The sequence below is a fragment of the Alcaligenes faecalis genome, assembly GCF_041521385.1.
GTDB classification, from domain to species: Bacteria; Pseudomonadota; Gammaproteobacteria; order Burkholderiales; family Burkholderiaceae_B; genus Alcaligenes; species Alcaligenes faecalis_E.
Genome location: NZ_CP168006.1, coordinates 1536346 through 1561812, shown reverse-complemented (window position 1 = coordinate 1561812; position 25467 = coordinate 1536346). Strand labels below are relative to the sequence as shown.

The window sequence follows — 25467 nt, the reverse complement described above, 5'->3', positions numbered from 1 at the left end:
AGAGAAATGGGATGGAAACCGTCACTTGCGCCAGTACGCTGGACGCGTTGCTGGACCCGGCATCCATAGCCTTGGTCGGCGCCTCGGAAGATCAGTCCAAGTTTGGTGGACGCTTGTTCCGCATGTTGCTCAAGCATGGTTATGACGGCAAGGTCCTGCCTATTAATCCCAGCCGAAGCAGCTTGTTTGGCTTGCCTGCTGCGCCGGACCTGGCCGCGCTGGACAGTGCTCCGGATCTGGCCGTGTTTACGGTGGGAGCCGATACCGTTCTGGAGCAGGCACAGATCGCTGCTCAAATGGGTGTGCGTGGTTTGTTGGTGATTTCTGCAGGCTTTGCCGATGCAGGGGAGCGCGGGTTGGAGCGTGAGCAAGCCTTGCTGCGTATCTGCCGTGATTCGGGCATGCGCCTGATTGGTCCTAATTGCCTGGGTATGATCAGCCCCAGCCGCAATCTGGTGCTGTGTTCTTCGCCGGTGCTGGACAGGGACAGTCTGCCGGAACGACCTATTGGTTTTGTCAGCCAAAGCGGTGCCCTGATGACCACCTATTTTGATCGGGCATGGGCGATGGGCGGCGGCTTTACCTATGGTTTCTCAGTGGGTAATCAGGCCGATCTTGATCTGTGCGACTTTGTGGATTTCCTGATTGATGATCCCAAGACGCAGGTGATCTGTACTTATATAGAAGGTATTAAAGATACGCAGGCCTTGCGTCGTACGGCCCGTCGTGCCCGGGCAGCAGGCAAACCCTGGCTGGCCGTCAAGGCCGGGCGTTCCAGTGCAGGCAAAGCGGCGGCCTTCTCGCATACTGCCAGTGTGGCGGGCGATCACGATGTGTTCGCCAGTGTTTGCCGCGATGAGGGCATCAGTCTGATGGACGATATGGGGGCCATGCTCTTGTTGGCAAACAGCATGGTGGGCTTTAGCAGCAACCAAATTTCCAAGGTCGCGATTGTGACCCCTTCGGGTGGCGGTGGGGCCTTGGCTGCAGATGCCCTGGCAGAGCATGGCGTGGAGCTGTCCCGCTTTTCCGCTGCTACCAAGCAGGCATTGGCTGCTCACTACCCGTCAGGGCAGGCGGATAACCCGGTGGATCTGGGCGCACGCCTGACCCAGGATTCCACCGAAGTGGCCCGCGCTACCCTGGATGCCTTGATGCAGGATCCGCAAAGTGATGCGGTATTGATCACGGCCTCCATGTGTCCGCAGGAATGGATGGCGGCCCTGATTGAAAAAATTATCCATCCCGAACCGTATTGGTCCAAGCCCGTGATGGTGGCCTTTGATGCGGGTGCAACGTCCGAGCCTTTGCGCAAGACTCTGGCCCAGCACGGCCATGCTTATGCCAGCTCCAGTCTGGAGGCGGCCCTGGCCTTGTCAGCCTGGAGGCGTCACGGGCAGTTCGTGCCGCGTCAACAAGCCTTGCGTCCCAGTGCCTGCCAAGCGCCCACGGTCATGCCGCACGGTGTTTTGAATGAAGATCAATCCAAGCGGTTGCTGGCGCATTACGGCTTGCCGGTGAATCTGGGGCAGGTGTGCGAGGACGTGGAGCAGGCCGTGGCGCAGGCTGAGCAGATCGGCTATCCGGTGGTGATGAAGATTGTCTCTCCCGACATCGTCCATAAAACCGAAGCAGGCGGGGTGGCGCTGGATGTGGCCGACGAAGCGAGCTTGCGACGCGACTTTGCCCGGCTCTACGCCAATGCCAAGGCCTATAAAGCAGATGCCCGTCTGGAAGGCGTGCTGGTACAAGCCATGGCTAAAGGGGATGTGGAACTGCTGATCGGGGCACGTCAGGATGCGCAGTTTGGCCCGGTCGTGGTGTTTGGTGCCGGTGGCATTCTGGTGGAAATGCTGTCGGACCGGGTGATTGCCGCGGCCCCTTTGACCCTGGCTGATGCAGATCGACTTTTATCTACCTTGATGATCGACAAGCTGCTGAAGGGGTACCGGGGACGCATGCTGGATCGTGACGGTGTGCTCGATGCGATTGTGCGTGTCAGCTTTCTGGCCCACGACTTGCGCGACACCAACTTTGAATTGGATATCAACCCCTTGATCGTGGCGGCTACCCGCTGTCACGCCGTCGATGCCCGCCTGTCCATAGGCGAATAAAACCAAAACCTATTCTTTTAAAAATACCCAGGAGGAGTAAACCATGTCGGATTATCAGTGCATTCTTGTAGAAAACCACGATGACGGTGTTTCCATCTTTACGATCAACCGTCCTGATCGCCGCAATGCCTTGAGCGCCACCGTGGTCAAGGAGCTGCAGCACGCGTTTCTGGCATTTGATGAGGATCCCACACGCCGCGTAGCCGTACTGACCGGGGCAGGCAATGACGCTTTTTCCGCCGGTGCCGACATTAATGAGTGGCCCGAGTTGTGGCGTGCGATTCCCACGGTGGGTTTTGAAACCGACAAGCCCATTATTGCGGCCGTCAGTGGCTGGTGCGTGGGTGGGGCCTTGGTGATGGCCATGATGACGGACTTGCTGGTAGCTTCCGAGAGCGCCAAATTTTCCTACCCGGAAGCCAAGCTGGGCTTTACGGGGGGGATCATTTCCGGCCTGGCTTCGCGCATTCCTCATCACGCTGCCATGGAGGTCATCTTGTTGTGCCGCACTTTGGAAGCCCGTCGAGCCTACGATCTGGGTTTTGCCAATGAGGTGGTGCCGGTCGGTGAGCAAGTTCAGGCTGCCGTACGCATGGCACAGGATCTGGCCAAGATGTCGCCGCGTGTGCTGCAAACCTTGAAACGCTTTATCAATAACGAGGTGCTGACGCGCGGTCCGTCCGAGCAAATGGCGCGCACCATGCGACACCTGAAAGCGATCGAGGATAGTTATGATGCCAAGGAAGGGATGAACGCGTTCAAAGAAAAACGTGCCCCGGTGTATCTGAACAAGTAAGAACTGACTCACGAATTGGGCCGCAAGGCCCAGTCAACGATGGAGACATTCCCCTATGCACCCCCGTTTTGAACGTTTTATCCAAGGGATGAATGAACTGACGGCCCGCCCTGCGGTGGGCGAGGCGGATATCCTGCGTGATGGCCGCGGCTTGCTGGGTGACCTGGTGGCCCAGGACGACTGGCTGGCCCCGGAGTACACCCAGCCCCACCCGCAGTTCTATCAGCAGTATTTGCTGTATTGCTGTCCGCAGGAACGTTTTTCCGTGGTCAGCTTTGTGTGGGGCCCTGGCCAGAAAACCCCTATTCATGACCATACGGTGTGGGGCTTGATTGGTATGTTGCGTGGGGCGGAACGCTCCCGGCCCTTTGAACGTGATCCTCAGACTGGGCATATGACCGAGGCAAGCACACAGATTCTGGAACCGGGCGTGGTGGAGGTGGTGTCACCCACGGTGGGCGATATACACGAGGTCTCCAATGTGTATGACGACCAGGTGTCCATCAGCATTCACGTTTATGGCGCGGATATCGGCAAGGTACGCCGCCATGTATTTGACTCGCAGACCGGGCAGGCCAAGGAGTTTATCTCCGGCTATGCCAACCGGCCTGCATAAGCCTAGGTCCTGCCCAGGGGCTTGCCCCCTCAGGATGCCTGTTCAAGCGTGACAGGTGGCTGGGTCACATCAATCCATTGTGCGCCGGTCAGCTCGGCCAGGCGTTGTGGGGTGATGCGTACCGCAGAATTAATAGAACCCGCTGCAGGCAGCACTGTGTCGTAGTCCTGTAAAGACAGGTCGCAGTAGATCTCCAGCGGGGTGGCCAGACCAAAGGGGCAGACCCCGCCGACCGGGTGGCCCGTCAAGGCTTCGGTGCTTTCCAGGTCCAGCATTTTCACACGCGTACCAAAGGCATTGCGCAGCTTCTTGTTGTCCAGGCGGGCATCACCGCGAGCGACCAGTAAGACCACTTTATCGCCTGCTTTCAGACTCAGTGTTTTGGCAATTTGCCCAGGTTCGACTTGGTGCACTTGCGCGGCCAGCACCACGGTGGCTGTGCTTTCGGTGGTTTCAATCACCTGCAGATCGGCAGCGTGTTCGTTAAAGAACTGTTTGACGGAATCAAGACTCATATCGGATCGGGAAGGATTAGTGTGTTTTGTTAAACTTTTTTGCCGGTGCCTAGTCTTAGCCAAGTGCATCAGAGTGTCAACCAGAGCGCCGTGGCGCTGCAAAACAGGAATGTAATTGTGATTAAACCTTTATTGTTGACGGCCAGTTTGATGGTCTTGAGTTCCGTGGCATTGGCACAGGGTCCCGCTATTACGATGTACCAGGATCCGAACTGTGGTTGTTGTGGGGGCTGGGCACAGCACATGCGCGATGAGGGCTTTGAGGTCAAAGAGGTCAAGGTCGTGAAGATTCAAGACGTGAAGCGGCTTTTTAAAGTCCCGGAGGACCTGGCGTCTTGCCATACAGCGATGATTGACGAGACGGGCCAACTGATTGAAGGCCATGTGCCCGCCAAGGTCGTCAAACGCATGATGAACGATGGCAGTGTGCGTGGGGTAGCCGCGCCTGGCATGCCTGTCAATTCACCCGGCATGGGCCAGATGGATGGCAATTTAGTTACCGTGGACTTTGACGGGCGTCCTTACTCGCGCGACTGAAAACTGTAACGAGACGGGTGGCATGCAGATACACGAAACTACATAGCGAAACTTGTAAGCGGCCGCCGCACTTGTCATGATGAATGTTCATTGACTCTGTTCAGGAGGTTCTATCCATGCAGCCCTCAATTAAAGCTTTTCTTGCTGCTACCGCAGTCGCATTTGGCATGTACAGTCCTTTTGCGATGGCCCAGGGCAATGCGGCTCCGGCCAACTCGGCAGCCCCTGCGGCTACCCAGATCGTTAAACCTACGGATTCTCAACTGGAGCAATATGCGCGCACCTACAAGAAGGTAGCCCAGACCGCTTCGGAATATCAGCCGCGTCTGGATGCGGCCAAAAGTGATGCAGAGCGCCAGTCCATCGTTCAGGAAGCCGACCAGCGTTTGGTGGGCGTGGTAACTGCCAATGGTATGGATCTGGCCGATTACAACGGGATCAGTCTGGCTATTCAGCAGGATCCGGCTTTGCGCCAGCGTGTTGAAGGGATGATCAAGTAAGGTGTGTGATCCTCGGGTTTGGCAGAGCACCGAGTGTTATTTTGTAGTGACCGTAGTGGGTAAATGTAACCCCCGGGCCTGAAAAGGCTCGGGGGTTTTTGCTGTGCCAGCAGTGGTGCCGGGCACGAGCGTTGTGCCTGTGCCTTGCTTTATTTAGGGAAAATCCGCTTCGGCGCGTGGAATAGGGACACCAGCATCAATGCGTTTGGCCCACTCTTGTAATGGCAGGGGCGGGATCGGCTCCCAGATACGGCGCAAAACGGGTTTGAGCAAAGCGATATCGTGGCCACTGGCCCAGCGATAGGGAATCACCGGCAGCCAGGTATCGTTGGCAATGCGTTCAGCGACGACAAAGCGAAAACTATATTGGCCAGGGCCCATGCTCATGCGTATATCGCTGACCACCAGCAGGTCATCGATGATGTCATAGCGCAGCCAATCGTTCGTGAACCAGCGCAGTTGTTCCAACTGTTTCAAGGGGGGGAACAACAAGGTGTAGTCGCTGTGGACGGGCAGACACAGGGATTCGTATTGATGGCCTTTGGGGGCACGCAGGCGATCGAGCAAACCCACAACGACTTCGCATTCCCGGTCTTGCGTATCGCGTACCAGTACACGCCAGAGCAGGATGTTCATGGGTTGAGCGGCTGAATACACCCGCTCAATGTCTACCTGCTGGTGTTTGAGCTGTTCTGTTGCCTGCTGCTCGGCCCAGAACTTGGCACCGACTGAGGCAGCCAGATACAGGCTACTCAAGAGCAGGGCCCAGGTGCAGGCCCGCACCGTGGCAGGCACTGGACCGCGTATCAGGCCTATGACTGTGGCAATGAACAAGGCAAGGGTGTAGAGCGGGTCAATAATGAAGACGCTGGACCAGGTTGCCGGTGTGGCGGCCAATGGCCACAGTAGCTGTGTTCCGTAACTGGTAAAGGCATCGAGCAGAGGATGGGTAATCAAGGTCAGCCAGATTGCCAGTCCCAGCCGCCCGGCGCTGGCGCGTGCTTGTGGAAACAGCAGTCGCCACAAAATAGTGACCAGTATGGCTGCCGCGCTCAGCACGAATAACGAGTGCGAGAAACCGCGATGGCTGACCATCGCGGTAATGGGGTCGCCATATTGAATGAAGACATCCAGATCGGGCAGGGTGGCGATGATGGCACCGGACAGGACCGCCTTGCGGCCATATTGCCGCCCCAGTAGGGAGCCGCAGATGCTGGCACCGAGGACTGCTTGTGTTACGGAATCCATAGCTCTCGTGCAAAGTAAAACAGGTACCGGGGCCAGATGCGGCCTGACGGCTTTAGCGTTATGATTTTAAAGTTGAATCCCCGGCGGGCCCCGTTTTCTTGACAGGCGTCAAAGGTCCAAGGGGTATCAGTCGCGTATAGTGTACGACGGCCTACGCTGTCCTAGCGCCTGCGGGCTACGCCTCCGCTTCTATCCAGAGAATTCGTTTACCTATGTCTACCTACCTGATCGCGGCTTTATATAAGTTCGTGGAATTGCCCGATTTCGCCCAAATGCGCGACCCCTTGTTTGCTTTTTGTGAGCAGCACGAGGTCAAGGGCACGCTGCTGCTGGCACGCGAAGGGATTAATGGCACCATTGCCGGCCCTCAGGAGGGTATCCGTGCCGTCTTGGCGTATTTGAACTCCGACCCACGCATTGCTGGCCTGGTGCATAAAGAGTCCTATGCCGACAAGGCGCCGTTTTACCGCCTCAAGGTGAAGCTGAAAAAAGAGATTGTCACCTTGGGGGTGCCAGATCTGAAAACCGCCCAAATGGTGGGTGAGTACGTCGCTCCCGAAGACTGGAATGCCTTGATCAGCGATCCGGACGTCGTGGTGGTGGATACGCGTAACGATTACGAAGTGGGCATTGGCACCTTTAACCGCGCCATCAACCCCAAGACCCAAAGCTTTACCGAGTTTCCGCAGTGGGTGGCCGAGCAGTCCAAGGAAGGCGGAGTTTTGCATGGCAAACCACGCGTGGCCATGTTCTGTACGGGTGGTATTCGCTGCGAGAAATCCACGGCCTTCATGCGCTCGCAAGGCTTTGATCAGGTTTATCACCTGCAAGGTGGCATCCTGAAATACTTGGAAGAGATTCCAGCGGCAGAAAGCCTGTGGGATGGCGACTGTTTTGTGTTCGACGAGCGCGTCTCGGTGCGTCACGGTCTGGAACCCGGCGATTATGATTTCTGCCGTGCCTGTCGCATGCCTATCAGCGAAGCAGAAAAAGCCTCGCCCCAGTTCGAAGAAGGCGTCAGCTGCCCTTACTGCCACGGCCACAGTTCCCCCGAGCAGATCGAGCGTTTCCGTGAGCGTCAAAAGCAAGTGGCCTTGGCGCGCGAGCGTGAAGAGCGTCACATTGGCGTCAGCATGGACGAGCTGACCGAGCGCCGCGAAGCTGCTCGTCGCAAGGCCGAAGAGCAACGCCTGCTGGCTCAGCAAGGCAAGGACGCCTAGCCCTGATCGGGAAGCTGTGTTACCTCTACTAGCTTGATTCTGACGCTGCCTCGTTTATAGCCCGCCCTTCTATTGCAGAAGGGCGCTTTGCATGAACGCCAGCGCGTTAAGTCCGTACCTGAGACGCGGCTTTTTAACGGTGTTGAGCATGTCCTTATCTGATCTGCCCATTTTGTATTCCTTTCGCCGTTGCCCCTATGCCATGCGGGCACGGCTAGCCATTGCGGCCAGCGGCGTAAGCTGTCAGTTGCGCGAAGTTGTGCTGCGTGACAAACCCGAGGCTCTGCGTCTGGCCTCTCCCAAAGCCACCGTCCCCGTGCTGGTCTTGCCCGATGGTAAGGTTATTGATGAAAGCCTGGACATTATGCGTTGGGCTTTGGCCATTGGAGACCCCAAACAGTATTTGCAGCCCGAGCAGGGCGATGCCGAGCAAATGTTGGCCCTGATTGCGGCCAATGATGGCCCTTTCAAACGGCATCTGGATTGTTATAAATACCCGGATCGCCACACCGAGGACGAGCAATTTACGGATGCTGCCAGTTTCTCGGTCCTGCATAGGGCACAAGCCAGTGAATTATTGATGGGGCTGAATGCCCGCATTGAACAGCAGGGTTACCTGATGGGACAGCGTCCCTGTCTGGCGGATGTGGCGATTGCGCCGTTTGTGCGGCAATTCGCACAAGTGGACCGGGCCTGGTTCGATGCGCAAGCTTGGACGGCGCTGTCGAGCTGGCTGCTGAACTTTCAGTCCAGCCCCTTGTTCCTGAGCATTATGGATAAGTATCCTGCCTGGACGCCGGATAGCGAGATAGTGCGTTTTCCTGCTGTCTGACTGATCAAGCAAAGCAGCATGAAAAAAGCCTGATAGATCGAAATCTATCAGGCTTTTTGAATTTTTTGGCGGAGCGGACGGGACTCGAACCCGCGACCCCCGGCGTGACAGGCCGGTATTCTAACCAACTGAACTACCGCTCCGCAGCGGTTGCCAAGCAAAAGCGTTGGCGTCCCCTAGGGGATTCGAACCCCTGTACCCACCGTGAAAGGGTGGTGTCCTAGGCCTCTAGACGAAGGGGACAGGACTTACAACTAAATCGTCGTTTTGGTGGAGGTAAGCGGGATCGAACCGCTGACCTCTTGCATGCCATGCAAGCGCTCTCCCAGCTGAGCTATACCCCCAATTTTCTTTACTTCGTATTTTGACTGCGTCAAAACACCGAAGTATCGAAATAAGTGTCAGGCTTGACGAGGCTTGCCACTTTAAACTGCTAAAACCAGTACAAGACTGATTTTTAAAAATCTTTTGGCGGAGCGGACGGGACTCGAACCCGCGACCCCCGGCGTGACAGGCCGGTATTCTAACCAACTGAACTACCGCTCCGCAGCGGTTGCCAAGCAAAAGCGTTGGCGTCCCCTAGGGGATTCGAACCCCTGTACCCACCGTGAAAGGGTGGTGTCCTAGGCCTCTAGACGAAGGGGACAGGACTTACAACTAATCTTCGTTTTGGTGGAGGTAAGCGGGATCGAACCGCTGACCTCTTGCATGCCATGCAAGCGCTCTCCCAGCTGAGCTATACCCCCATTTCGGTGTTCTTTGTGTCGACCACCAACGAAGAATTGAGATTATGAAGAGGTTTTTAGCTTTGTGCAAGTCTTTTGAGGAAAAAAAGCAAAATAAAGTGCAAAAACGTCAGGTGACCGGGGGGCGGGGCGATAGGGAAGAGCAAAAAATGATGCCCCTGGCTCGTAGTGGGTGACAACAAGGTGTGGAATGATCCCTTGGAGCCCCTTGTATCTTTTTGTTTTATGCCATGTTTTGTATCTTTTTTGTGTCAAAGAATTTCATTTGTGGATTAATAAGCAAAAATAGTTTCCTGTCCTATCGTCGTTTTTATGTCTCTTAAGGAGGGGGGTGATCTGCTCATTAGGCGCATAAATTAAGGGTTTATAAGAAATTTTTGCTGCTCTGTAATCTAATAATGTTATGCTTCGTTGAGTAACATTTCACCTGCAATAATTACGTTTTGTAGGTCGATCTCTCAGCCTGCATTTTCTTATTTAATGGCGCTATGTCAGCAAAGCAGTGCATATCATCACCTCTGCCAGTTCCAGTGGATGCACAAAGACGAATCAGTTTGAGTGCCTTGCTGATTTGGGTGCTGCTAGCCTGGTTGTTGTTGATTTCGGCAACGGTTACTGTCATTTACAAGCAGAATCAGGCGCACACCCGTCTACAGGCCAGCAGTGGTCTGTTGCGTCAGCTCTCGGACATCAGCTATTCCGTCGCCTTAGCTGTACCGTCCAGTTCAACGCCCGCTCGCTTGCGCCAATTGGATCAACAGTTCCAGGGGGTAGTGCATTTGCTCAGAGAGGGGGGGATGGTTGACGGCGTCATGCTGCCACCGCTGGACAAACCCTTGTTGGGCTTGGTCTCCCAGCTGAGTAATGAATGGCAACGGCGCTTGATGCGTCTGGACTTTCCGGTCAGTTCGGAACAGGTGCTCTTGCCGGCCGCCAGCCTGAACGCGGAAGACTCCCTGTTTCGCCACAATACTCAGCAATTGCTGGATGCCTTTGACGCCTCACGCGAAAGCATACGTGCTCAACATCGTTGGACCGTGTTTTTCATGTTGAGTCTGGATTTGTTGGCTTTGTGTCTGTTCTATTTCATGTTGCGTGCCTGGGCCGCCGATCCCTTGCGACAACTGGTGGCTCAGGGGCAAGCCTTTACCAGCGGTAATTACCGCGCAAAAAGCACCAGTTCAGGCACGAGTGAAACGCATTATTTGTCGCAGATTTTGAATTTCTGCGGTTTGAAGATTCAACAGTTGGATGCACAGTTTTCAATTCAACAACGTCATTTAGCTCAGCTCAATGCCATATGTCGCAGCTTGAGCCATAACCCTTTATTGGGGGTTTATATATCTCGCGATGGCCGCTTTGATTTCGTCAATAAAAAGCTTGCTGAAACATTGGGCTATAGCCGTGCACAATTGCGGCAGGAGTTCGCAGTTGATCAAGTTTTTTTGGAACCTCGATTTCCATCCCTGACTCAAGCAGTGCCTGATTCGCGTTCTGGTGGCAGCAGTATGCGTTATGAGACACGGGCACTGCGCTATGACGGTAAATCCATTGATGTAGAGATTTGCGCTATTCCCATCCAGTTGGATGGACGTCTGGCTGTGGTGGCGGTGGTTCAGGATATCACCACCCGGGTACGCAATGAGGTGACAGGCCGTTTGGCCGCTGTGGTGTACGAGAATACGTGTGAAGCCATCGTAGTGACGGATCGTTTTGGCCATGTGGTCGATGCCAACCCGGCTTTCAGCCGCATTACGGGTTATGAACTGGATGAAGTTCGAGGCCGCACTCTGTCTATTTTGAATTCCGGGCGACAGGACAATGAGTTCTACCGCAGGATGTGGCGGGAGATTTCAGAAACGGGGCGGTGGCAGGGAGACATCTGGAACCGTCGCAAGAATGGAGAGGACTTTGCCGAACGCTTGACGATCAGTACTGCCTGGAATCCGGACGGGACGGTGTATCGTCACATTGGCTTGTTCACCGATATTACCAGTCATAAAAAACGTGAAGCGCAGATGTGGAAGCAAGCGCATTACGACCATTTGACGGGTTTGCCCAACCGCCAGATGTTTCAGGATCGTTTGCAGCAAGCTCGAGACCGATCCCACCGCACCGGCTTGCCTTTTGCGCTGATCTTTATGGATCTGGATTTTTTCAAGGACGTGAACGACTCCTTGGGGCACGAAAAGGGCGATGTCCTGCTACAGGAAGTGGCGCAGCGCCTGCAACGTTGCGTGCGGGTAACGGATACCGTGGCCAGAATTGGCGGGGACGAGTTTACGGTCATCATCTCGGATATCAGTGATACTTCGATCGTGGAGCGTACCTGTCGCTGTTTGCTGGACACGATTGAGGAGCCGTTTCAGTTGGACAATAACTCGGTGTCCGTCTCGGCCAGCGTGGGCATCACGCTGTTTCCCGAGGATGGCGACGATGCTGGGCAGCTTTTGAAAAATGCCGATATGGCTATGTATGCGGCCAAGGCGTGTGGCCGCAATCAATACTGCCGGTTTTTGCCTGCCATGAGCGAAGCCGTGGAGGCACGCCTTCGTTTCTCGCAGGATTTGCAAAATGCCCTGAGCGAGCAGCAGTTTCAGCTTTATTACCAGCCCATTGTGGATTTACGTACGGGGCGTGTTACGCGTGCCGAGGCCCTGATTCGTTGGGAGCACCCGCAACTGGGCTTGGTGCCGCCATCAGAGTTTATCCCTTTTTCCGAGGATTCCGGGCTGATTGTTCTGATCGGTGAATGGGTGTTTGAGACGGCTGCCCAGGCTGCGGTTCAGCTACGGCAGGAGTTGGACCCTGCCTTCAGAGTCAGTTTGAATGTATCGCCTGCACAGTTCAAACTGAATGGCTCCTGCGCACGGGAATGGGTGCAATATCTGCAAGCCGAAGGCATTCCGGGTGATGCGCTGGTGGTTGAAATTACCGAGCGCCTGCTGCTGGATGATCAAGGGCAGGCTTTGCAACAATTACGCTTTTTGCGTGAATACGGTATGAGCGTGGCGCTGGACGATTTTGGCACGGGTTATTCGTCTTTATCGCACCTGAAGCGTTTTTCGATCAATGTGCTCAAAATTGATCAGTGCTATATCCGTAATCTGGCATTGAGTAGCGAAGATCTGGTTCTGACCCAGGCCATGATCGTCATGGCGCAAAAGCTGGGCTTGTATGTCGTGGCAGAAGGGGTGACCACTCAAGAGCAGTTGGATTTGTTGAACGGTGCAGGATGCGACTTCATGCAGGGCTATTTGTGCTCTGCACCTATCCCAGCCAATGAATTCGTGGGTTGGTGCAAAACCTGGAATCAGGAGCATGCAGACGGGTTTGTAGAGCGACTGAATACCAATGTGTCACAGACTTTACAGTAGCAGGCGCTTTTTATGCTTGTTTGTCACTCGCAAAGTCTGTGATGGCACGTGTGCCGCTTGGCTTAGGCTTGGCGGCGAGAGCGCCAGGCAAAAATAATCAGAAGCAGGCCTGCCCAGATCAAGAAGGGCAGATTGCCGTATTTCACGTAGGGGGTCAGGCCTGTTGTGCCTTGAACTTCTACATCCAGCACACCCGGCGTCAGGGGCGGCAGAACCGCACGAACACGCCCATAAGGATCAATGGCGGCTGTCATGCCGGTATTGGTGGCGCGCAGCATGGGGCGACCAGTTTCCAGTGCCCGCATGCGCGAGATCTGCAAGTGCTGGCTCAAGGCCCAGGAATCGCCGAACCAGCCCAGATTGCTGATGTTCAGCAGCAAGGTAGCGCCTTCCTGGCCGGGGCTGCCTTGCACGGCCTGGATGATTTCTTCACCAAACACGTCTTCATAGCAGATGTTGGGGGCCACACGGCCTTCCGCCATCTTGAAGGGCGCTTGCGGCAAGGCACCGCGATGGAAATCTCCTAACGGAATGTTCATCATGTCCACAAACCACTGAAAGCCGGTGGGGATGAATTCGCCAAAAGGTACGAGATGATGTTTGTCGTAGTAGCTGGCCGTGCTGTTGATAATGTCTTGGGGCTGGGTCTCGGGGCTGATGAGCAAAGCACTGTTGGTATAGCTGGGCTTGCCGTTGACGGTGCCACGGTCCATGGGTACGCCCAATACCAGATTGGCTTGATGGCGCTGCGCCAGCTCCGTCCAGCGTAGCCAGAAGCTGCTCTCCAAGCGGTTTTGCAGGACAGGGATCACCGTTTCTGGCAGAACGATCAGACGCGGAGCGTCTTCGGGAGATTTGGCGGGCAAGTTTGCCAGCTCGTAGTAACGCTCTATGCCCTCGTTCATGTTGGGGCCGAACTTGGCGCTCTGGTCGATATTGCCTTGCACCAGGCGGGCAATAAAGGGGGCACCATGAGATTGAACCCAGGCAATATGAGGCAAGCTGATGCCGATCAGGCCGAAAATCAGGGTGATACCAATGCCGATCGCGCTGGAAGGGCTTTGGTTCTTGTCTTTGGAAGCGGCAAATTGTGCAATCACGGCGGCACTGAAAGCCGACAACCAGGCCAAACCATAGACACCCACAACGGGCGCCCAGCCGGTAAACATCCCTTCTGCGTGGGCATAGCCGATATTGAGCCAAGGGAAGCCAGTGAGTAAATTGCCGCGCAACCATTCGCTGAGCGCCCAGCAGCTTGCCCAGCCTGCTGATAACAACAATCGTGGTAGCCAGGCATCACTATCGTGATTGGGACGCAGCTTTTGCCAAACTGCCGAAGCCAGAGCCGGGAAGACGGCCAGGGCCGCGGCCAGCAGCAGAACGCCCAGGGCGGCCATCCACGAGGGCATACCACCATACTGGTGCATGCTGATGTACAGCCAGTAAATCCCTACGCCAAAATGACCCAGCCCAAACAGATAGCTGCGTCCAAACGCTTGACGCACGGACCTGGAGCCCATGATCTGTGAGCAGGCAATGGCCAGCAAGGTGATCTGGTAGAAGGGCAGAATCCAGGATGGCAGAGGGCCAATGGAGAAGGACAGGGCATGCAAGCCCCCCAGAACCAGCAATAAAGCGACGCTCAGCGCCTGGGGTAAGGGGGGGGAATCAGGCTTGTTCAAGATCGGGCTCGGCGGGTGTGGCTCGCTGAACGTGCAACCATAAAGCTCGCTTGGCGTCGGCGCGCACAACGGTGATGCTGATGCCATCAAGCTGGGCCACATCGCCCCGGCGAGGGATATGTCCTAATTCGGATGCCAGCCAACCACCGACTGTATCGAAGTCGTCGTTAGGAAGCCTGGTTTGGAATTCTTTGTTGAAATCGGGGATTTCAGTCAGGGCCATGACACGCCAACTATCGGGGCCGGCCTGGAAGATGGTCTGCTCGGCGTCTTCATCGTATTCATCTTCGATGTCGCCCACAATTTGCTCCAGTACGTCTTCCATGGTGACCAGGCCTGCCGTACCTCCGTGCTCGTCAATAACAACGGCAAGGTGATTGCGACTGCCCCGAAACTCGTGCAACAGAACGTTCAGGCGTTTGGTCTCCGGAATGAAAACGGCAGGACGGATCAGCGGTCGCAAATCCAGCGTGGGATTGGCAATCGAGAGTAGCAAGTCCTTGGCCAGCAAGATACCGATGATATTGTCGCGCTCATCCTCGTAGATCGGAAAGCGGCTGTGGCCCGTCTCAATAATGATGGGCAGCATCTCGGTTAACGGTTTGGCGATGTCCAGCATATCGATCTTGGATCGAGGCACCATGATATCGGCGACGGTTTTGTTGGCCATATCCAACGTACCGGCAATCATGGCCAGCGATTCGTCGTCGATAACGTTGCGGGCGCGGGCCGCAACCAGAACAGACTTAAGGTCTTCTCGGTCTTCGGGTTCGGGACGCCGATTGAAAAAAGCACTTAAGCGAGAGATAGGGTTGTTTGAGCTGGTCTTTGAGGGACGGGGCTCGGGGTCGGGAGCAGAGTCTGACATTGTCCGAAGGACGAGTTAAAGAATAATTAAGCATAACCGAAAAACGATGACAGGGTATGTACCTGTCATTATTCGGAATGCGCGAAGGGCGGTTAGTCTTAATGTTGTTTTATGATCGCCGGTTACAGGCGGTCGGGACAGGCGGGCCTAGCGTTCCTGATAAGGATCGGGGATGCGAAGGCTGGCCAGCACGGCGGTTTCCAGCGCCTCCATGTCCTTGGCCTCATCTTCTTCAATGTGGTCGTAACCCAGAGAATGCAGGCAGCCGTGCACAACCAGGTGGGCGGCATGGTGCAGAAACGGTTTTTGCTGTTCCTGGGCCTCACGTTCCAGCACGGGCAGGCAAAGCACGATATCGCCGCTGACCACGCCGTCTTCGTCCTGACCATATTCAAAAGTCAGCACATTGGTGGCGTAGTCGCGTTCCCGGTAGCTTAGGTTCAGGCTTTGGCCTTCTTCGGCGTCCACAATGCGCAAGGTGGCGGACAGGGCGGTGAAGCGATCTTCGGGATGGATACGTTCGACCGCCATATCGATTGCGCGCTGCATCCAGCGGCGGATACGGGAGCGGCTCAGCTCGGGGCAATCAACAGCGTACTGGACGCTTAAGGACAGATCAGGCATCACCGGCTCGTTCATAGGCGTCCACAATTCGCGCAACCAGAGGGTGGCGCACCACATCGCGGCTGCTGAAACGCGAGCAGGAAATACCCTGTACGTTTTCCAGTACCTGGACGGCATGATTCAAGCCACTGCGCTGGCCTTTGGGCAGGTCTACCTGGGTGGGGTCGCCAGTAATCACGGCCTTGCTGCCAAAACCGATGCGGGTCAGGAACATTTTCATTTGTTCCGGCGTGGTGTTCTGGGCTTCGTCCAGAATGACAAAAGCGTGGTTCAGCGTGCGACCGCGCATATAGGCCAGCGGGGCGATTTCGATGATTTGTTTCTCGAACAGGCGCTGTACTTTTTCCACGCCCATCAAGTCGTAGAGCGCGTCGTACAGAGGGCGCAGATAGGGGTCTACTTTTTGGGCCAGATCGCCGGGCAAAAAGCCCAGGCGCTCACCTGCTTCGACGGCAGGCCGTGTCAGCACCAGACGGTGGACGGATTCGCGCTCCAGCGCATCAATGGCGCAGGCCACCGCCAACCAGGTCTTGCCGGTACCAGCCGGGCCTACGCCGAAGTTGATGTCGTTGTTCAGGATGTTGCGCAGATATTCGCGCTGACCGGGCGTGCGGGGACGCAGATCACGCTTGGCGGTGCGCAGGGAGATTTCTTCCTGGCCAACGGGAGGCAGCTCGGGCAGGGGCTCGGGCTGTGCCTCTTTTTCGTGACGGCGACTGGCGCCCAACTCCACCAGGCCTAGTTGAATGTCGTCGATATTGAGCGCACGGTGTACGGCACGCGAATGGAACCAGTCAATGGCCTTGGCGGCCTCGTCCGCGCGCTCGCCTTCAATCGAAACATGGCTGCCACGCCGACGCAGGGTGACGTCGTAGGCAATGGCAATCTGCTTGATGTTCTCGTCCAAAGGGCCACACAGATTGGCCAGATGGGTATTGTCCCCGTCCAGGCGCAAGGCAGTGGGCATGCGGCGGCGTTGGCTAGTCATAGATCAGGCTCCTGCAACCCGGTCATGGGTCACGATTTCTCCGCGCAGGGTGTTGGTCAGTACTTGGGTCACGTGCACATCCACAATTTGTCCGATCAGGCGAGGATCGCCGGGGAAGTTGATGATGCGGTTGTTTTCGGTACGGCCTTTCAGTTCCGAGTCGTCTTTGCGCGAGGTGCCTTCCACCAGAATGCGTTGCACGCTGCCCACCATGGCCTGGCTGATGGCCTGGGCCTGTTCGTTGATTTGCGCTTGCAGGCGGTGCAGGCGGTCCAGCTTTTCTTCTTTGCTGGTGGTGTCTTCCAGGTCGGCGGCGGGCGTACCGGGACGACGCGAATACACAAAAGAGAAAGACTGGTCGAAATTCACATCGCGAATCAGCTTCAGTGTCTTCTGGAAATCCTCTTCCGTCTCACCGGGAAAGCCCACAATAAAGTCCGAGGACAAGACGATGTCGGGACGGGCCTCGCGCAGGCGGCGGACGATGGATTTGAACTCCAGCGAAGTGTAGCCGCGTTTCATTGCAGCCAGAATACGGTCGCTGCCGGCTTGCACGGGCAGGTGCAGGAAGGGGACCAGCTTGGGCAGATTGCCGTGGGCGGCGATCAGGCGCGAGGTCATCTCCTTGGGGTGCGAGGTGGTGTAGCGAATGCGCTCGATACCGGGAATCTCGTGTACGTATTCCAGCAGCATGGCGAAGTCGGCAATTTCGCCGGCAACATCGGTAGGGCCACGGTAGGCGTTCACGTTCTGGCCCAGCAGCGTTACTTCACGCACACCCTGGTCGGCCAGGTCGGCCACTTCCATCAGCACGTCGTCAAAGGGGCGGGAGACTTCGGGACCACGGGTGTAGGGCACCACACAGAAGCTGCAGTACTTGCTGCAACCTTCCATGATGGACACAAAGGCCGAATAGCCTTCCACGCGTGCCGGGGGCAGGGCGTCGAATTTTTCGATTTCCGGAAAGCTGATATCCACTTGCGAACGGCCACTGTTGCGGCGCTTGACGATCAGTTCGGGCAGACGGTGCAAGGTCTGTGGTCCGAATACCACGTCCACGTAGGGAGCACGACGAATAATCGTGTCGCCTTCCTGACTGGCGACACAGCCACCCACGCCAATCACCAGATCGGGATTGAGCGCCTTCAAATGCTGAACCCGGCCCAGATCCGAGAACACCTTTTCTTGCGCTTTTTCGCGCACTGAACAGGTATTGAACAGGATGATGTCTGCTTCTTCGGGATTGGTGGTCAACTCCACGGGGCGATCCTGATTCAGGATGTCGGCCATTTTTTCGGAGTCGTACTCGTTCATCTGACAGCCAAAGGTGCGAATGAAGAGTTTGCGGGCAGGCTTGGTGGCAGCGTCCGCGCTGGCGGGGGTAGAGAGTGTGGTGTCGGTCATAGAAGGAGCCGTGACGGGTGTATATCCCGCGGGCCATTGAAAATGATGAATCGGGCATTATAACGCCCAGCCTCCCGTGGGCCACAAGCAAGCAGGACTCTTGTGGGAGGACTTGTTGCAGACAGGCCGCCCTTTGGATGAGGAGAACTGAAAACAGCCTGGTCAGGGCATCAGGCTGGATCAGGGTTTTCATTCAGGCTCTGCTTGCATCCCGTTTTTGTGGCTTATATGATTCGTATATGAATCATATAAGGATTGAGAAATGGGTATTGTGAATATTGATGACGAGCTCCATGACCAGTTACGCAAGGCGAGTACGGTGTCATGTCGTTCCATCAATGCGCAGGCGGCTTTCTGGATACGTATGGGACTGTTGTGCGAACTGAATCCGACCTTGAGTTTTAACGAGATTGTTGCTCGTGAAATGAAGGCGGCGGGTCTGGGTGAACCTGCGGTGCCGCTGGATCACGCGGAGCCAGCATGATCAAGACGGCAGATGACATTGCCTTGATGGCTGAGTCGGGCCGTTTGTTGGCCCAAGTGTTCACGCGCCTGGATCAGTTGGATCTGATTGGCATGAACACCATGCAGATCAATGATCTGGTCGAGAGCTACATCGTTCACGATCTGCAAGCCCGGCCTGCCAGCAAAGGGCAGTACGGTTATGCCTATGTGCTGAACTCATCGCCTAATCAAGTGGTGTGTCACGGCATGCCGTCCACGGCGGATGTGCTGAAAGAGGGCGATATCGTGAATTTTGATATCACCTTGGAGAAGAACGGCTTTATTGCGGATTCCAGCAAGACTTATACGGTGGGTCAGGTGACTCCTGCTGCACAAAAACTGGTTGATGCCTGCTATAGGGCAATGTGGAAGGGCATACAAGTCGTGCGTCCCGGTGCGACTTTGGGCGATGTTGGATTCGCCATCTCGCAGTACGCTCGCAAGAATGGCTACTCCGTTGTGCGCGATTACTGCGGGCATGGCATCGGGCGAGAAATGCACGAAGCCCCCGAAGTTCTACACTGGGGCACGCCGCGCACAGGCTTGCGATTGAAGGAGGGCATGGTGTTTACGATTGAACCCATGCTGAATCAAGGCGGCCATGCGGTGCAAATCGGGAAAGATGGCTGGACCGTGCGCACTTGCGATGGCTTGCTGTCAGCCCAGTTCGAGCACACGGTGGCTGTGACAGACAGGGGTGTGCGCGTATTGACGCTGCGGCCTGACGAAACCATCCCGTGTTAATTAAGTCGTCTGCGACCATTTCGTTCCCCACACTGTCGGCTTGTAGTGACTTATCCGATCCTTGCAACTTGTGCGCTGAGAATGGCGGCGACACGCTCTATCAGCCTGATGGAAATGAGATTCGCTCTAGACATCGCTGGAACCGCTGCAGCAGTAAGGTTCTGCCATATTGTCATCGCAGTATCGCCCACTGTATAGCCGTCGTGCCGAAGTATTCCTTCAGATACATATAGGGTGGCAGCAGTAAGCCTCTTTTTGTTTTATTGAGGGCCGGAGCAGGTCGGCGGGCGAGTCAGGTTGTTCGCCGCGGGCGGAGGCTGGATGCGGGGTGCAAGGGGCGTGCTGTTTGAGGAGCACGCTTGCGGTTTGTCCGGGGGACAAACCGCGCTCCGAGTTCACGACCCGCCCGCATTTGGCCTCTGACAAGGGGATCCGTGCGCAGCACGGGCGAATAACCCGCCAAGCAGACCTGCTCCGGCCCTCAATAAAACAAACGCCTGCCACCCTATTCCCCGCGATCCAGAAGCTACAGAAACAAAAAAGCCCGACATCACATCAATGTCGGGCTTTTCTTTAACAGCGACTAAAGAAGCAACTTATCCTTCTACAACCTCGCCGCCTTCGTCTTTCTTGATTGGTTTGATCAGGTCTTCGCGTTTGACACCGAGCCACATAGACAAGGCTGCCGCCACGAAGACAGACGAGTAGATGCCAAACCAGATACCGATGGTCAGCGCCAGCGAGAAGTTGTGTAGCGTTGGGCCACCGAAGAAGAGAATTGACAGCACCATCATCTGGGTAGAACCGTGGGTGATGATGGTACGCGAGATATTCTGGGTAATGGACAGGTCAATAATTTCCGATACTGACATCTTGCGCTGCTTGCGGAAGTTCTCGCGGATACGATCCATCACCACAACGGATTCGTTCACGGAGTAACCCAGTACCGCCAGCACACCGGCCAGCACCGACAGCGAGAATTCCCACTGGAAGAACGCGAAAAAGCCCAGAATGATGACCACGTCGTGCAAGTTGGCAATCGCACATGCCAGTGCCAGCTTCCATTCAAAGCGAAAACCCAGGTACAGCAAGATACCGGCAACCACAAAGGCCAGAGCCATCAAGCCGTTATTTAACAACTCCTGTCCGACTTGAGGGCCAACGAACTCCACGCGGCGCAGCTCCACATCTGAGTGTTGCTGCTTCAAGGCCTGGAGCACTTGTTCGCTTTGCTGGGTCGAGTCTTGTCCGTCCAGAACGGGCAAGCGGATCATGATGTCCTGCGAGGTTCCAAAGTTCTGTACCTGAAAATCGGTATAGCCCAAAGACTGAACCGAGCGGCGCACATCCTCAACCTGAACCGTTTGCTGATAGTGCACTTCGATGACCGTACCGCCCGTAAATTCGATGGACAGGTGAAAGCCGCGCAAGATAATGAAAACAACCGCTGCGATAAACGTCAGCAAACTGATCAGGTTCAGCACCAACGCATGGCGCATGAACGGGATGGTGCGGTGAATACGAAAAAATTCCATGATGCTTTATGCCTGTAGTTGGGCCTGGCCGGTTTGCACCGGCCTCGGCGCTTTACTTCTTGTCCTGTGGCTTCCAGACCTGGCCGATAGAAATCCCTTGCAGGCGACGACGGTTGCCATACCAGAGATTGACCAGGGCTCGAACCCCAACCACCGAAGAGAACATGGAAGTCAGAATACCGATCACATGTACCACCGCAAAACCACGGATGGGACCGGAGCCGAAGGCCAGCAAAGCAACACCCACAATCAGACTGGTCAGATTGGAGTCGAAAATAGTGGCCCAGGCACGGTCAAAACCTTGGTGAATGGCTTGCTGCGGAGAGGCGCCATTGCGTAATTCTTCGCGGATGCGCTCGTTGATCAGCACGTTGGCGTCAATGGCCATACCCAGTGTCAAGGCAATGGCCGCAATACCGGGCAAGGTCAAGGTCGCTTGCAGCATGGACAGCACCGCCAGCAGCAAGAGCACGTTGAAGGTCAGGCCAATCGTGGAGAACAGGCCAATCAAGTGGTAATACAGCATGATGAAGATGGCGATCGCAATAAAGCCGTACAGCGTGGCATTGAAGCCTTGGCGAATATTGTCGGCACCCAGACTGGGGCCAATGGTGCGCTCTTCAATAATGCTCATGGGGGCGGCCAGTGAACCGGCACGCAACAGCAGGGAAATATCGGCGGCTTCCTGAGCATTCATGCTGCCGCTGATCTGTACCTGGCCGTTAGGAATTTCGCTGCGGATAACCGGAGCCGTCACCACTTCACCCACGCCATTTTCAAACAGCACAATCGCCATGCGCTTGTTGATGTTGTTGCGGGTAATGTCGCGGAAAATGCGCGAACCCTTGTTGTCCAGCGTCAGGTTGACGGTGGGTTGCTGAGTTTGAGAGTCGCGGCCGGGTTGGGCGTCCTGCAGGTTCTCACCGGTCAGGATGACCTGACGGCGCAGCAGCAAGGGAGCACCACCACGTTCGGTGTAACGCTCCAGGCCAAAGGGCACAGTGCCCGAGTTCAAGGCAGCAACGGCAGCGGGGGAGTCTTCCACCATGCGCAGTTCCAGTGTGGCGGTACGGCCCAGAATTTCTTTGGCCTTCGCGACATCCTGTACCCCAGGCAACTGCACCACGATGCGGTCAGAACCCTGTTGTTGAATAACGGGCTCGGCCACGCCCAGCTCGTTGATGCGGTTGTGCAAGGTGGTGATGTTTTGGGTAAGTGCGTTGGTCTGCACCTGAATGGTGGCTGCTTCCGTCAAACGAGCAGTCAAACCATTATCGCCTGCAGGAGTGAACTCCAGGTCAGGCAGGGCGCGGCGCATTTCGGGCTGGGCGCGGTCGCGCTCGTCTGCTGACGCAAAGCTTATGCGCAGAGAATGGCCATCGCGTTCGATATTGCCAACAGGTACCTTGGCTTCGCGCAGCACGCTGCGGGCATCAGCCACCATGGAGTCGTAGCGGGCTTGTAGCGCGCCCTGCATATCGACTTGCAGCAGGAAGTGTACGCCACCGCGCAAGTCCAGACCCAGGTGCATGGGGTGCGCGCCCAATGCAGTCAGCCAGGCAGGCGATGCGGACACCAGGTTCAGAGCGACGGTGTAGTCGGGAGCGGTCGCAGGGGAGTCCTTGTTCAGTTCGCGCTCAATCAGGTCTTTGGCCTTGAGCTGAACATCGGTGGACTCAAAACGAAAACGCGCGGTGGCGCTGGGTCCGTTTTGCTCAAAATATGAGCCCGTCGTAGGAATATTGTTTTGCTTGAGCAGCTCTTCAACATGGCTGATCAGGCTGGTTTCAAGCCGGACTGTGGATTTGGCGCTGGAAACCTGCACAGCAGGAGATTCACCAAACAGATTGGGCAAGGTATAGATCAGGCCGATCGCCAGCGCGACCAAGACGATGACATATTTCCAGAGGGGATAACGATTCATGGGATATCTACGACGGGTGCAGAAATGGCAACCCCGGACCGAAGTCCGGGGTCGGAGGCATTACAGCGACTTGATGGTGCCTTTGGGCAGAACAGTCGTAACGGCCACACGTTGGACCAGAACTTCGACCGGTTTGTCGGTCAGGTTGGCAACTTCAACGGTCAGGTAGTTGTCGTGAACCTTGCTGACTTTGCCCAGCAAACCACCGGAAGTGATGACTTCGTCGCCTTTGGCCAGGTTGGACACCAGATTGCGGTGTTCTTTCTGACGTTTCATTTGAGGGCGAATCATCAAGAAGTACAGCACAACAAACATCAAGATGATGGGCAGCATGCCCATCAAGGCATTTTCACCACCGGCAGCGGCCTGGGCGGGGATGAGAGTCAGAATGTCAACAGCGGACATGTGGGGCTCCTGAGGATTTTTTTGTGTGGGTTGTCAAAAACTAACGGTGTATTGTAGCGGCACTTTATCGCGGCATCACAAACCGCGTGTCATTCAATGCCGCGTGCCCGATCCTGATGGAATTGCTCCCGCCAGGCCGTAAAACGCTTTTGCTCAATGGCATCGCGCATCTCTTGCATGATCTGCAGATAGAAATGCAGATTGTGCAGGGTATTCAAACGCGAGCCGGTAATTTCATTGGAACGCTGCAAATGATGCAAGTAGCCACGCGAGAAATGTTTGCACGTATGGCAAGTGCAGCTGGGGTCCAGCGGGCGGGTGTCATCGCGGTAACGGGCGTTGCGGATCTTGATGTCACCATAGCGCGTAAACAGCCAGCCATTGCGGGCATTGCGGGTGGGCATGACGCAGTCAAACATGTCCACGCCCTGGCTGACTCCTTCTACCAGATCTTCAGGCGTACCGACCCCCATGAGATAGCGGGGGGCATGGGTGGGCAGTTTCGGAGTGGTATGCGCCAGAATGCGCATCATGTCCTCTTTGGGTTCACCTACCGATAGGCCACCAATGGCATAGCCTTCAAAACCGATGTCGGTCAGCCCCGCCAGGGACTCGTCGCGCAGGTCCTCGTACATGCCGCCTTGCACAATGCCAAACAGGGCATTGGGGTTGCTTAGACGCTTGAACTCCTCGCGCGAACGACGCGCCCAGCGCAGGGACATGCGCATGGATTTGGCCGCCTCAATATGCGTGGCAGGGCGGTCGTCAATCAGGTAGGGCGTACATTCGTCGAACACCATGGAAATATCAGAGTTCAAGGAGTACTGGATTTGCATGGACACTTCAGGTGTCAGAAACAGGCGCTCGCCGGTGATGGGGGAGGCAAATTTCACCCCTTCCTCGGTAATCTTGCGCATGCCTTTCAGGCTGAATACCTGAAAACCGCCCGAGTCCGTCAGGATGGGCTTGTCCCATTGCATGAAGTTATGCAGGCCCTGGTATTTGTCCATGACCTCCGTGCCCGGACGCAGCCACAGGTGAAAGGTGTTGCCCAAAATGATCTGTGAACCAATTTCGTTCAACTCGTGCGGCATCATGGCCTTGACGCTGCCATACGTGCCTACCGGCATGAAGATGGGGGTTTGCACCACACCGTGGTTCAAGGTGATCTGCCCACGGCGAGCGGCGCCATCGGTGCTTAAAAGGTCAAACTTCAGTCCACTCATGGGGTAGGAGGCTCAATGAACATAGCATCGCCGTAACTAAAGAAGCGATACCGGGATTGGACGGCGTGCTGGTAGGCACGTTGTATGGGTTCGATCCCCGCCAGGGCCGATACCAGCATCAGCAAGGTGGACTGGGGCAAATGGAAATTGGTGATCAGCGCATCGACCCACTGGTACTGGAAGCCGGGGGTAATGAACAGGCGCGTGTCGCCTTCAATGCTGCCATCGGCGCAGGGCTGGTTCATGCCGGGCTCTGTGCTGGCGGCAGACTCCAGCGAACGCACGCTGGTGGTGCCTACAGCAATGACGCGGCCACCGGCCGCGCGGGTGGCTTCAATCTTGGCCAGGGTGGCGGCGGGGACATGGTAGCGTTCGGCGTGCATGACGTGTTCGCTGATAGTATCCACACGCACGGGCTGGAAGGTGCCTGCGCCCACGTGCAAGGTGACAAAGGCCTGGTCCACGCCTTGCTCGCGCAAGGTGGCCAGCATGTCGTCGGTAAAGTGCAGGCCAGCCGTCGGGGCGGCTACGGCACCGGGGTGGCGGGCGTACACCGTCTGGTAGCGCGAGTCGTCTTGTTCGTCGGCCGTGTGGGTAATGTAGGGTGGCAAAGGTGTTGCACCGTATTGCTCCAGCATGTCCAGCACCGGCTCGTGAAAGCGCAGCGCAAACAGGGCTTCTTCCCGCCCGGTGCAATCGGCCAGTACGCGGCCTTCGGCCAGTTCCAGCAAGGTGCCGGGTTTGGGGGACTTGCTGGCACGGATATGGGCCAGAGCCGTATCGGGGCCGGTTACGCGCTCGATCAGCACTTCCACCTTGCCGCCGCTGCTTTTCTGGCCGTGCAGACGGGCCTTGATGACGCGCGTATCGTTAAAGACCAGCAGGTCACCCTTGCGCAACAGGCTGGGCAGGTCGGTGAACTGGCGGTCATGCAATTGGCTGGCACTGTCCAGATGCAGCAGACGGCTGCCCTGGCGCTGGGCCGGCGGGCTTTGAGCGATCAGATCAGGGGGAAGTTCGTAGTCGAACTGGGCGATAGTTAAAGAGGGGTCGATGCTCATG

Annotated in this window: 22 protein-coding genes and 6 tRNA genes; 10 read left to right on the top strand and 18 right to left on the bottom strand. The window is 56.1% G+C overall.

The features are described from left to right. The first annotated feature begins 11 nt into the window (after window positions 1-11). Genes ACDI13_RS07020 through ACDI13_RS07010 form a run of 3 tightly spaced genes read left to right on the top strand, consistent with a single transcriptional unit; the run spans window position 12 to window position 3526 of the window. Window positions 12-2114, top strand: coding sequence for an acetate--CoA ligase family protein (locus ACDI13_RS07020; RefSeq protein ID WP_316990396.1), 2103 nt, complete (start codon window positions 12-14; stop codon window positions 2112-2114). A gap of 43 nt (window positions 2115-2157) precedes the next feature. Next, window positions 2158-2910, top strand: a complete 753-nt coding sequence (locus tag ACDI13_RS07015) for an enoyl-CoA hydratase-related protein (protein ID WP_316990397.1) — start codon at window positions 2158-2160, stop codon at window positions 2908-2910. Between the two features lie 55 nt (window positions 2911-2965). Then, complete coding sequence (locus ACDI13_RS07010; protein ID WP_316990398.1) at window positions 2966-3526, top strand: cysteine dioxygenase; 561 nt, start codon at window positions 2966-2968, stop codon at window positions 3524-3526. A gap of 29 nt (window positions 3527-3555) precedes the next feature. Here ACDI13_RS07010 and ACDI13_RS07005 read toward each other — a convergent pair whose 3' ends face one another. Next, complete coding sequence (locus tag ACDI13_RS07005; protein WP_316990399.1) at window positions 3556-4041, bottom strand: YbaK/EbsC family protein; 486 nt, start codon at window positions 4039-4041, stop codon at window positions 3556-3558. Window positions 4042-4158: 117 nt separating this feature from the next. Between ACDI13_RS07005 and ACDI13_RS07000 the strand changes: the two genes are divergently transcribed. Further along, on the top strand, window positions 4159-4578 hold the full coding sequence (locus ACDI13_RS07000) for a DUF411 domain-containing protein (protein WP_316990400.1): 420 nt from the start codon (window positions 4159-4161) through the stop codon (window positions 4576-4578). Window positions 4579-4745: 167 nt separating this feature from the next. Next, on the top strand, window positions 4746-5078 hold the full coding sequence (locus ACDI13_RS06995; protein WP_372372929.1) for a DUF4168 domain-containing protein: 333 nt from the start codon (window positions 4746-4748) through the stop codon (window positions 5076-5078). A gap of 153 nt (window positions 5079-5231) precedes the next feature. Here ACDI13_RS06995 and ACDI13_RS06990 read toward each other — a convergent pair whose 3' ends face one another. After that, a complete protein-coding gene (locus tag ACDI13_RS06990) occupies window positions 5232-6326 on the bottom strand; it encodes a metal-dependent hydrolase (protein WP_316990401.1) in 1095 nt (364 codons plus the stop codon). A gap of 212 nt (window positions 6327-6538) precedes the next feature. On the opposite strand from ACDI13_RS06990, the gene ACDI13_RS06985 reads away from it, so the two are divergent. Beyond that, window positions 6539-7546: a rhodanese-related sulfurtransferase gene (locus tag ACDI13_RS06985; RefSeq protein ID WP_316990402.1), complete on the top strand. Its 1008-nt coding sequence runs from the start codon at window positions 6539-6541 to the stop codon at window positions 7544-7546. 148 nt (window positions 7547-7694) lie between these two features. Further along, on the top strand, window positions 7695-8378 hold the full coding sequence (locus tag ACDI13_RS06980) for a glutathione S-transferase (protein ID WP_316990403.1): 684 nt from the start codon (window positions 7695-7697) through the stop codon (window positions 8376-8378). A gap of 66 nt (window positions 8379-8444) precedes the next feature. Here ACDI13_RS06980 and ACDI13_RS06975 read toward each other — a convergent pair. From ACDI13_RS06975 to ACDI13_RS06950, 6 genes are all read right to left on the bottom strand, one after another. After that, window positions 8445-8521: transfer RNA gene (locus ACDI13_RS06975), tRNA-Asp, on the bottom strand. A 24-nt stretch (window positions 8522-8545) separates the two neighbouring features. Beyond that, window positions 8546-8621, bottom strand: a tRNA-Glu gene (locus ACDI13_RS06970). A 25-nt stretch (window positions 8622-8646) separates the two neighbouring features. Continuing rightward, window positions 8647-8722: transfer RNA gene (locus ACDI13_RS06965), tRNA-Ala, on the bottom strand. A 125-nt stretch (window positions 8723-8847) separates the two neighbouring features. Next, window positions 8848-8924 (bottom strand) — tRNA-Asp (locus ACDI13_RS06960). A 24-nt stretch (window positions 8925-8948) separates the two neighbouring features. Then, window positions 8949-9024: transfer RNA gene (locus tag ACDI13_RS06955), tRNA-Glu, on the bottom strand. 24 nt (window positions 9025-9048) lie between these two features. Next, window positions 9049-9124, bottom strand: a tRNA-Ala gene (locus tag ACDI13_RS06950). A 530-nt stretch (window positions 9125-9654) separates the two neighbouring features. Here ACDI13_RS06950 and ACDI13_RS06945 point away from each other — a divergent pair. Beyond that, complete coding sequence (locus tag ACDI13_RS06945; RefSeq protein ID WP_372372925.1) at window positions 9655-12501, top strand: putative bifunctional diguanylate cyclase/phosphodiesterase; 2847 nt, start codon at window positions 9655-9657, stop codon at window positions 12499-12501. Window positions 12502-12563: 62 nt separating this feature from the next. Here the strand turns inward: ACDI13_RS06945 and lnt are convergent, their stop codons facing one another. The 5 genes from lnt to miaB form a co-directional block, all read right to left on the bottom strand. Then, window positions 12564-14183, bottom strand: a complete 1620-nt coding sequence (lnt, locus tag ACDI13_RS06940; protein ID WP_316988215.1) for an apolipoprotein N-acyltransferase — start codon at window positions 14181-14183, stop codon at window positions 12564-12566. Continuing rightward, window positions 14170-15051 carry a transporter associated domain-containing protein gene (locus ACDI13_RS06935; protein ID WP_316988216.1) on the bottom strand — a complete coding sequence of 294 codons (882 nt, stop codon included), beginning with the start codon at window positions 15049-15051 and terminating at the stop codon, window positions 14170-14172. Before ACDI13_RS06935 ends, lnt begins: the two co-directional genes overlap by 14 nt. A 147-nt stretch (window positions 15052-15198) precedes the next feature. Then, entirely contained in the window at window positions 15199-15675 is a 477-nt protein-coding gene (ybeY, locus tag ACDI13_RS06930; protein WP_316988224.1) for an rRNA maturation RNase YbeY, read from the bottom strand. Then, on the bottom strand, window positions 15668-16663 hold the full coding sequence (locus tag ACDI13_RS06925; protein WP_316988217.1) for a PhoH family protein: 996 nt from the start codon (window positions 16661-16663) through the stop codon (window positions 15668-15670). Before ACDI13_RS06925 ends, ybeY begins: the two co-directional genes overlap by 8 nt. A 3-nt stretch (window positions 16664-16666) precedes the next feature. Continuing rightward, window positions 16667-18067: a tRNA (N6-isopentenyl adenosine(37)-C2)-methylthiotransferase MiaB gene (gene miaB / locus ACDI13_RS06920; protein WP_316988218.1), complete on the bottom strand. Its 1401-nt coding sequence runs from the start codon at window positions 18065-18067 to the stop codon at window positions 16667-16669. Between the two features lie 262 nt (window positions 18068-18329). On the opposite strand from miaB, the gene ACDI13_RS06915 reads away from it, so the two are divergent. Both ACDI13_RS06915 and map read left to right on the top strand, forming a co-directional pair. After that, window positions 18330-18551 carry a ParD-like family protein gene (locus ACDI13_RS06915; RefSeq protein ID WP_316988219.1) on the top strand — a complete coding sequence of 74 codons (222 nt, stop codon included), beginning with the start codon at window positions 18330-18332 and terminating at the stop codon, window positions 18549-18551. Beyond that, a complete protein-coding gene (map, locus tag ACDI13_RS06910; RefSeq protein ID WP_316988220.1) occupies window positions 18548-19315 on the top strand; it encodes a type I methionyl aminopeptidase in 768 nt (255 codons plus the stop codon). The genes ACDI13_RS06915 and map overlap by 4 nt, the downstream gene beginning before the upstream one ends. 596 nt (window positions 19316-19911) lie before the next feature. On the opposite strand, the gene secF is transcribed toward map, so the two are convergent. From secF to queA, 5 genes are all read right to left on the bottom strand, one after another. Next, the gene (gene secF / locus ACDI13_RS06905; RefSeq protein ID WP_316988221.1) at window positions 19912-20850 is read right to left on the bottom strand and encodes a protein translocase subunit SecF; all 939 of its coding nucleotides are present in this window, start codon (window positions 20848-20850) and stop codon (window positions 19912-19914) included. Between the two features lie 52 nt (window positions 20851-20902). Beyond that, the gene (secD, locus tag ACDI13_RS06900) at window positions 20903-22774 is read right to left on the bottom strand and encodes a protein translocase subunit SecD (protein ID WP_316988222.1); all 1872 of its coding nucleotides are present in this window, start codon (window positions 22772-22774) and stop codon (window positions 20903-20905) included. Window positions 22775-22834: 60 nt separating this feature from the next. Then, window positions 22835-23179, bottom strand: a complete 345-nt coding sequence (yajC, locus tag ACDI13_RS06895; RefSeq protein ID WP_003803689.1) for a preprotein translocase subunit YajC — start codon at window positions 23177-23179, stop codon at window positions 22835-22837. Between the two features lie 89 nt (window positions 23180-23268). After that, entirely contained in the window at window positions 23269-24405 is a 1137-nt protein-coding gene (gene tgt, locus ACDI13_RS06890; protein WP_316988223.1) for a tRNA guanosine(34) transglycosylase Tgt, read from the bottom strand. Beyond that, on the bottom strand, window positions 24402-25466 hold the full coding sequence (gene queA / locus ACDI13_RS06885) for a tRNA preQ1(34) S-adenosylmethionine ribosyltransferase-isomerase QueA (RefSeq protein WP_372372917.1): 1065 nt from the start codon (window positions 25464-25466) through the stop codon (window positions 24402-24404). The genes tgt and queA overlap by 4 nt, the downstream gene beginning before the upstream one ends. Window position 25467: the final 1 nt, after the last annotated feature.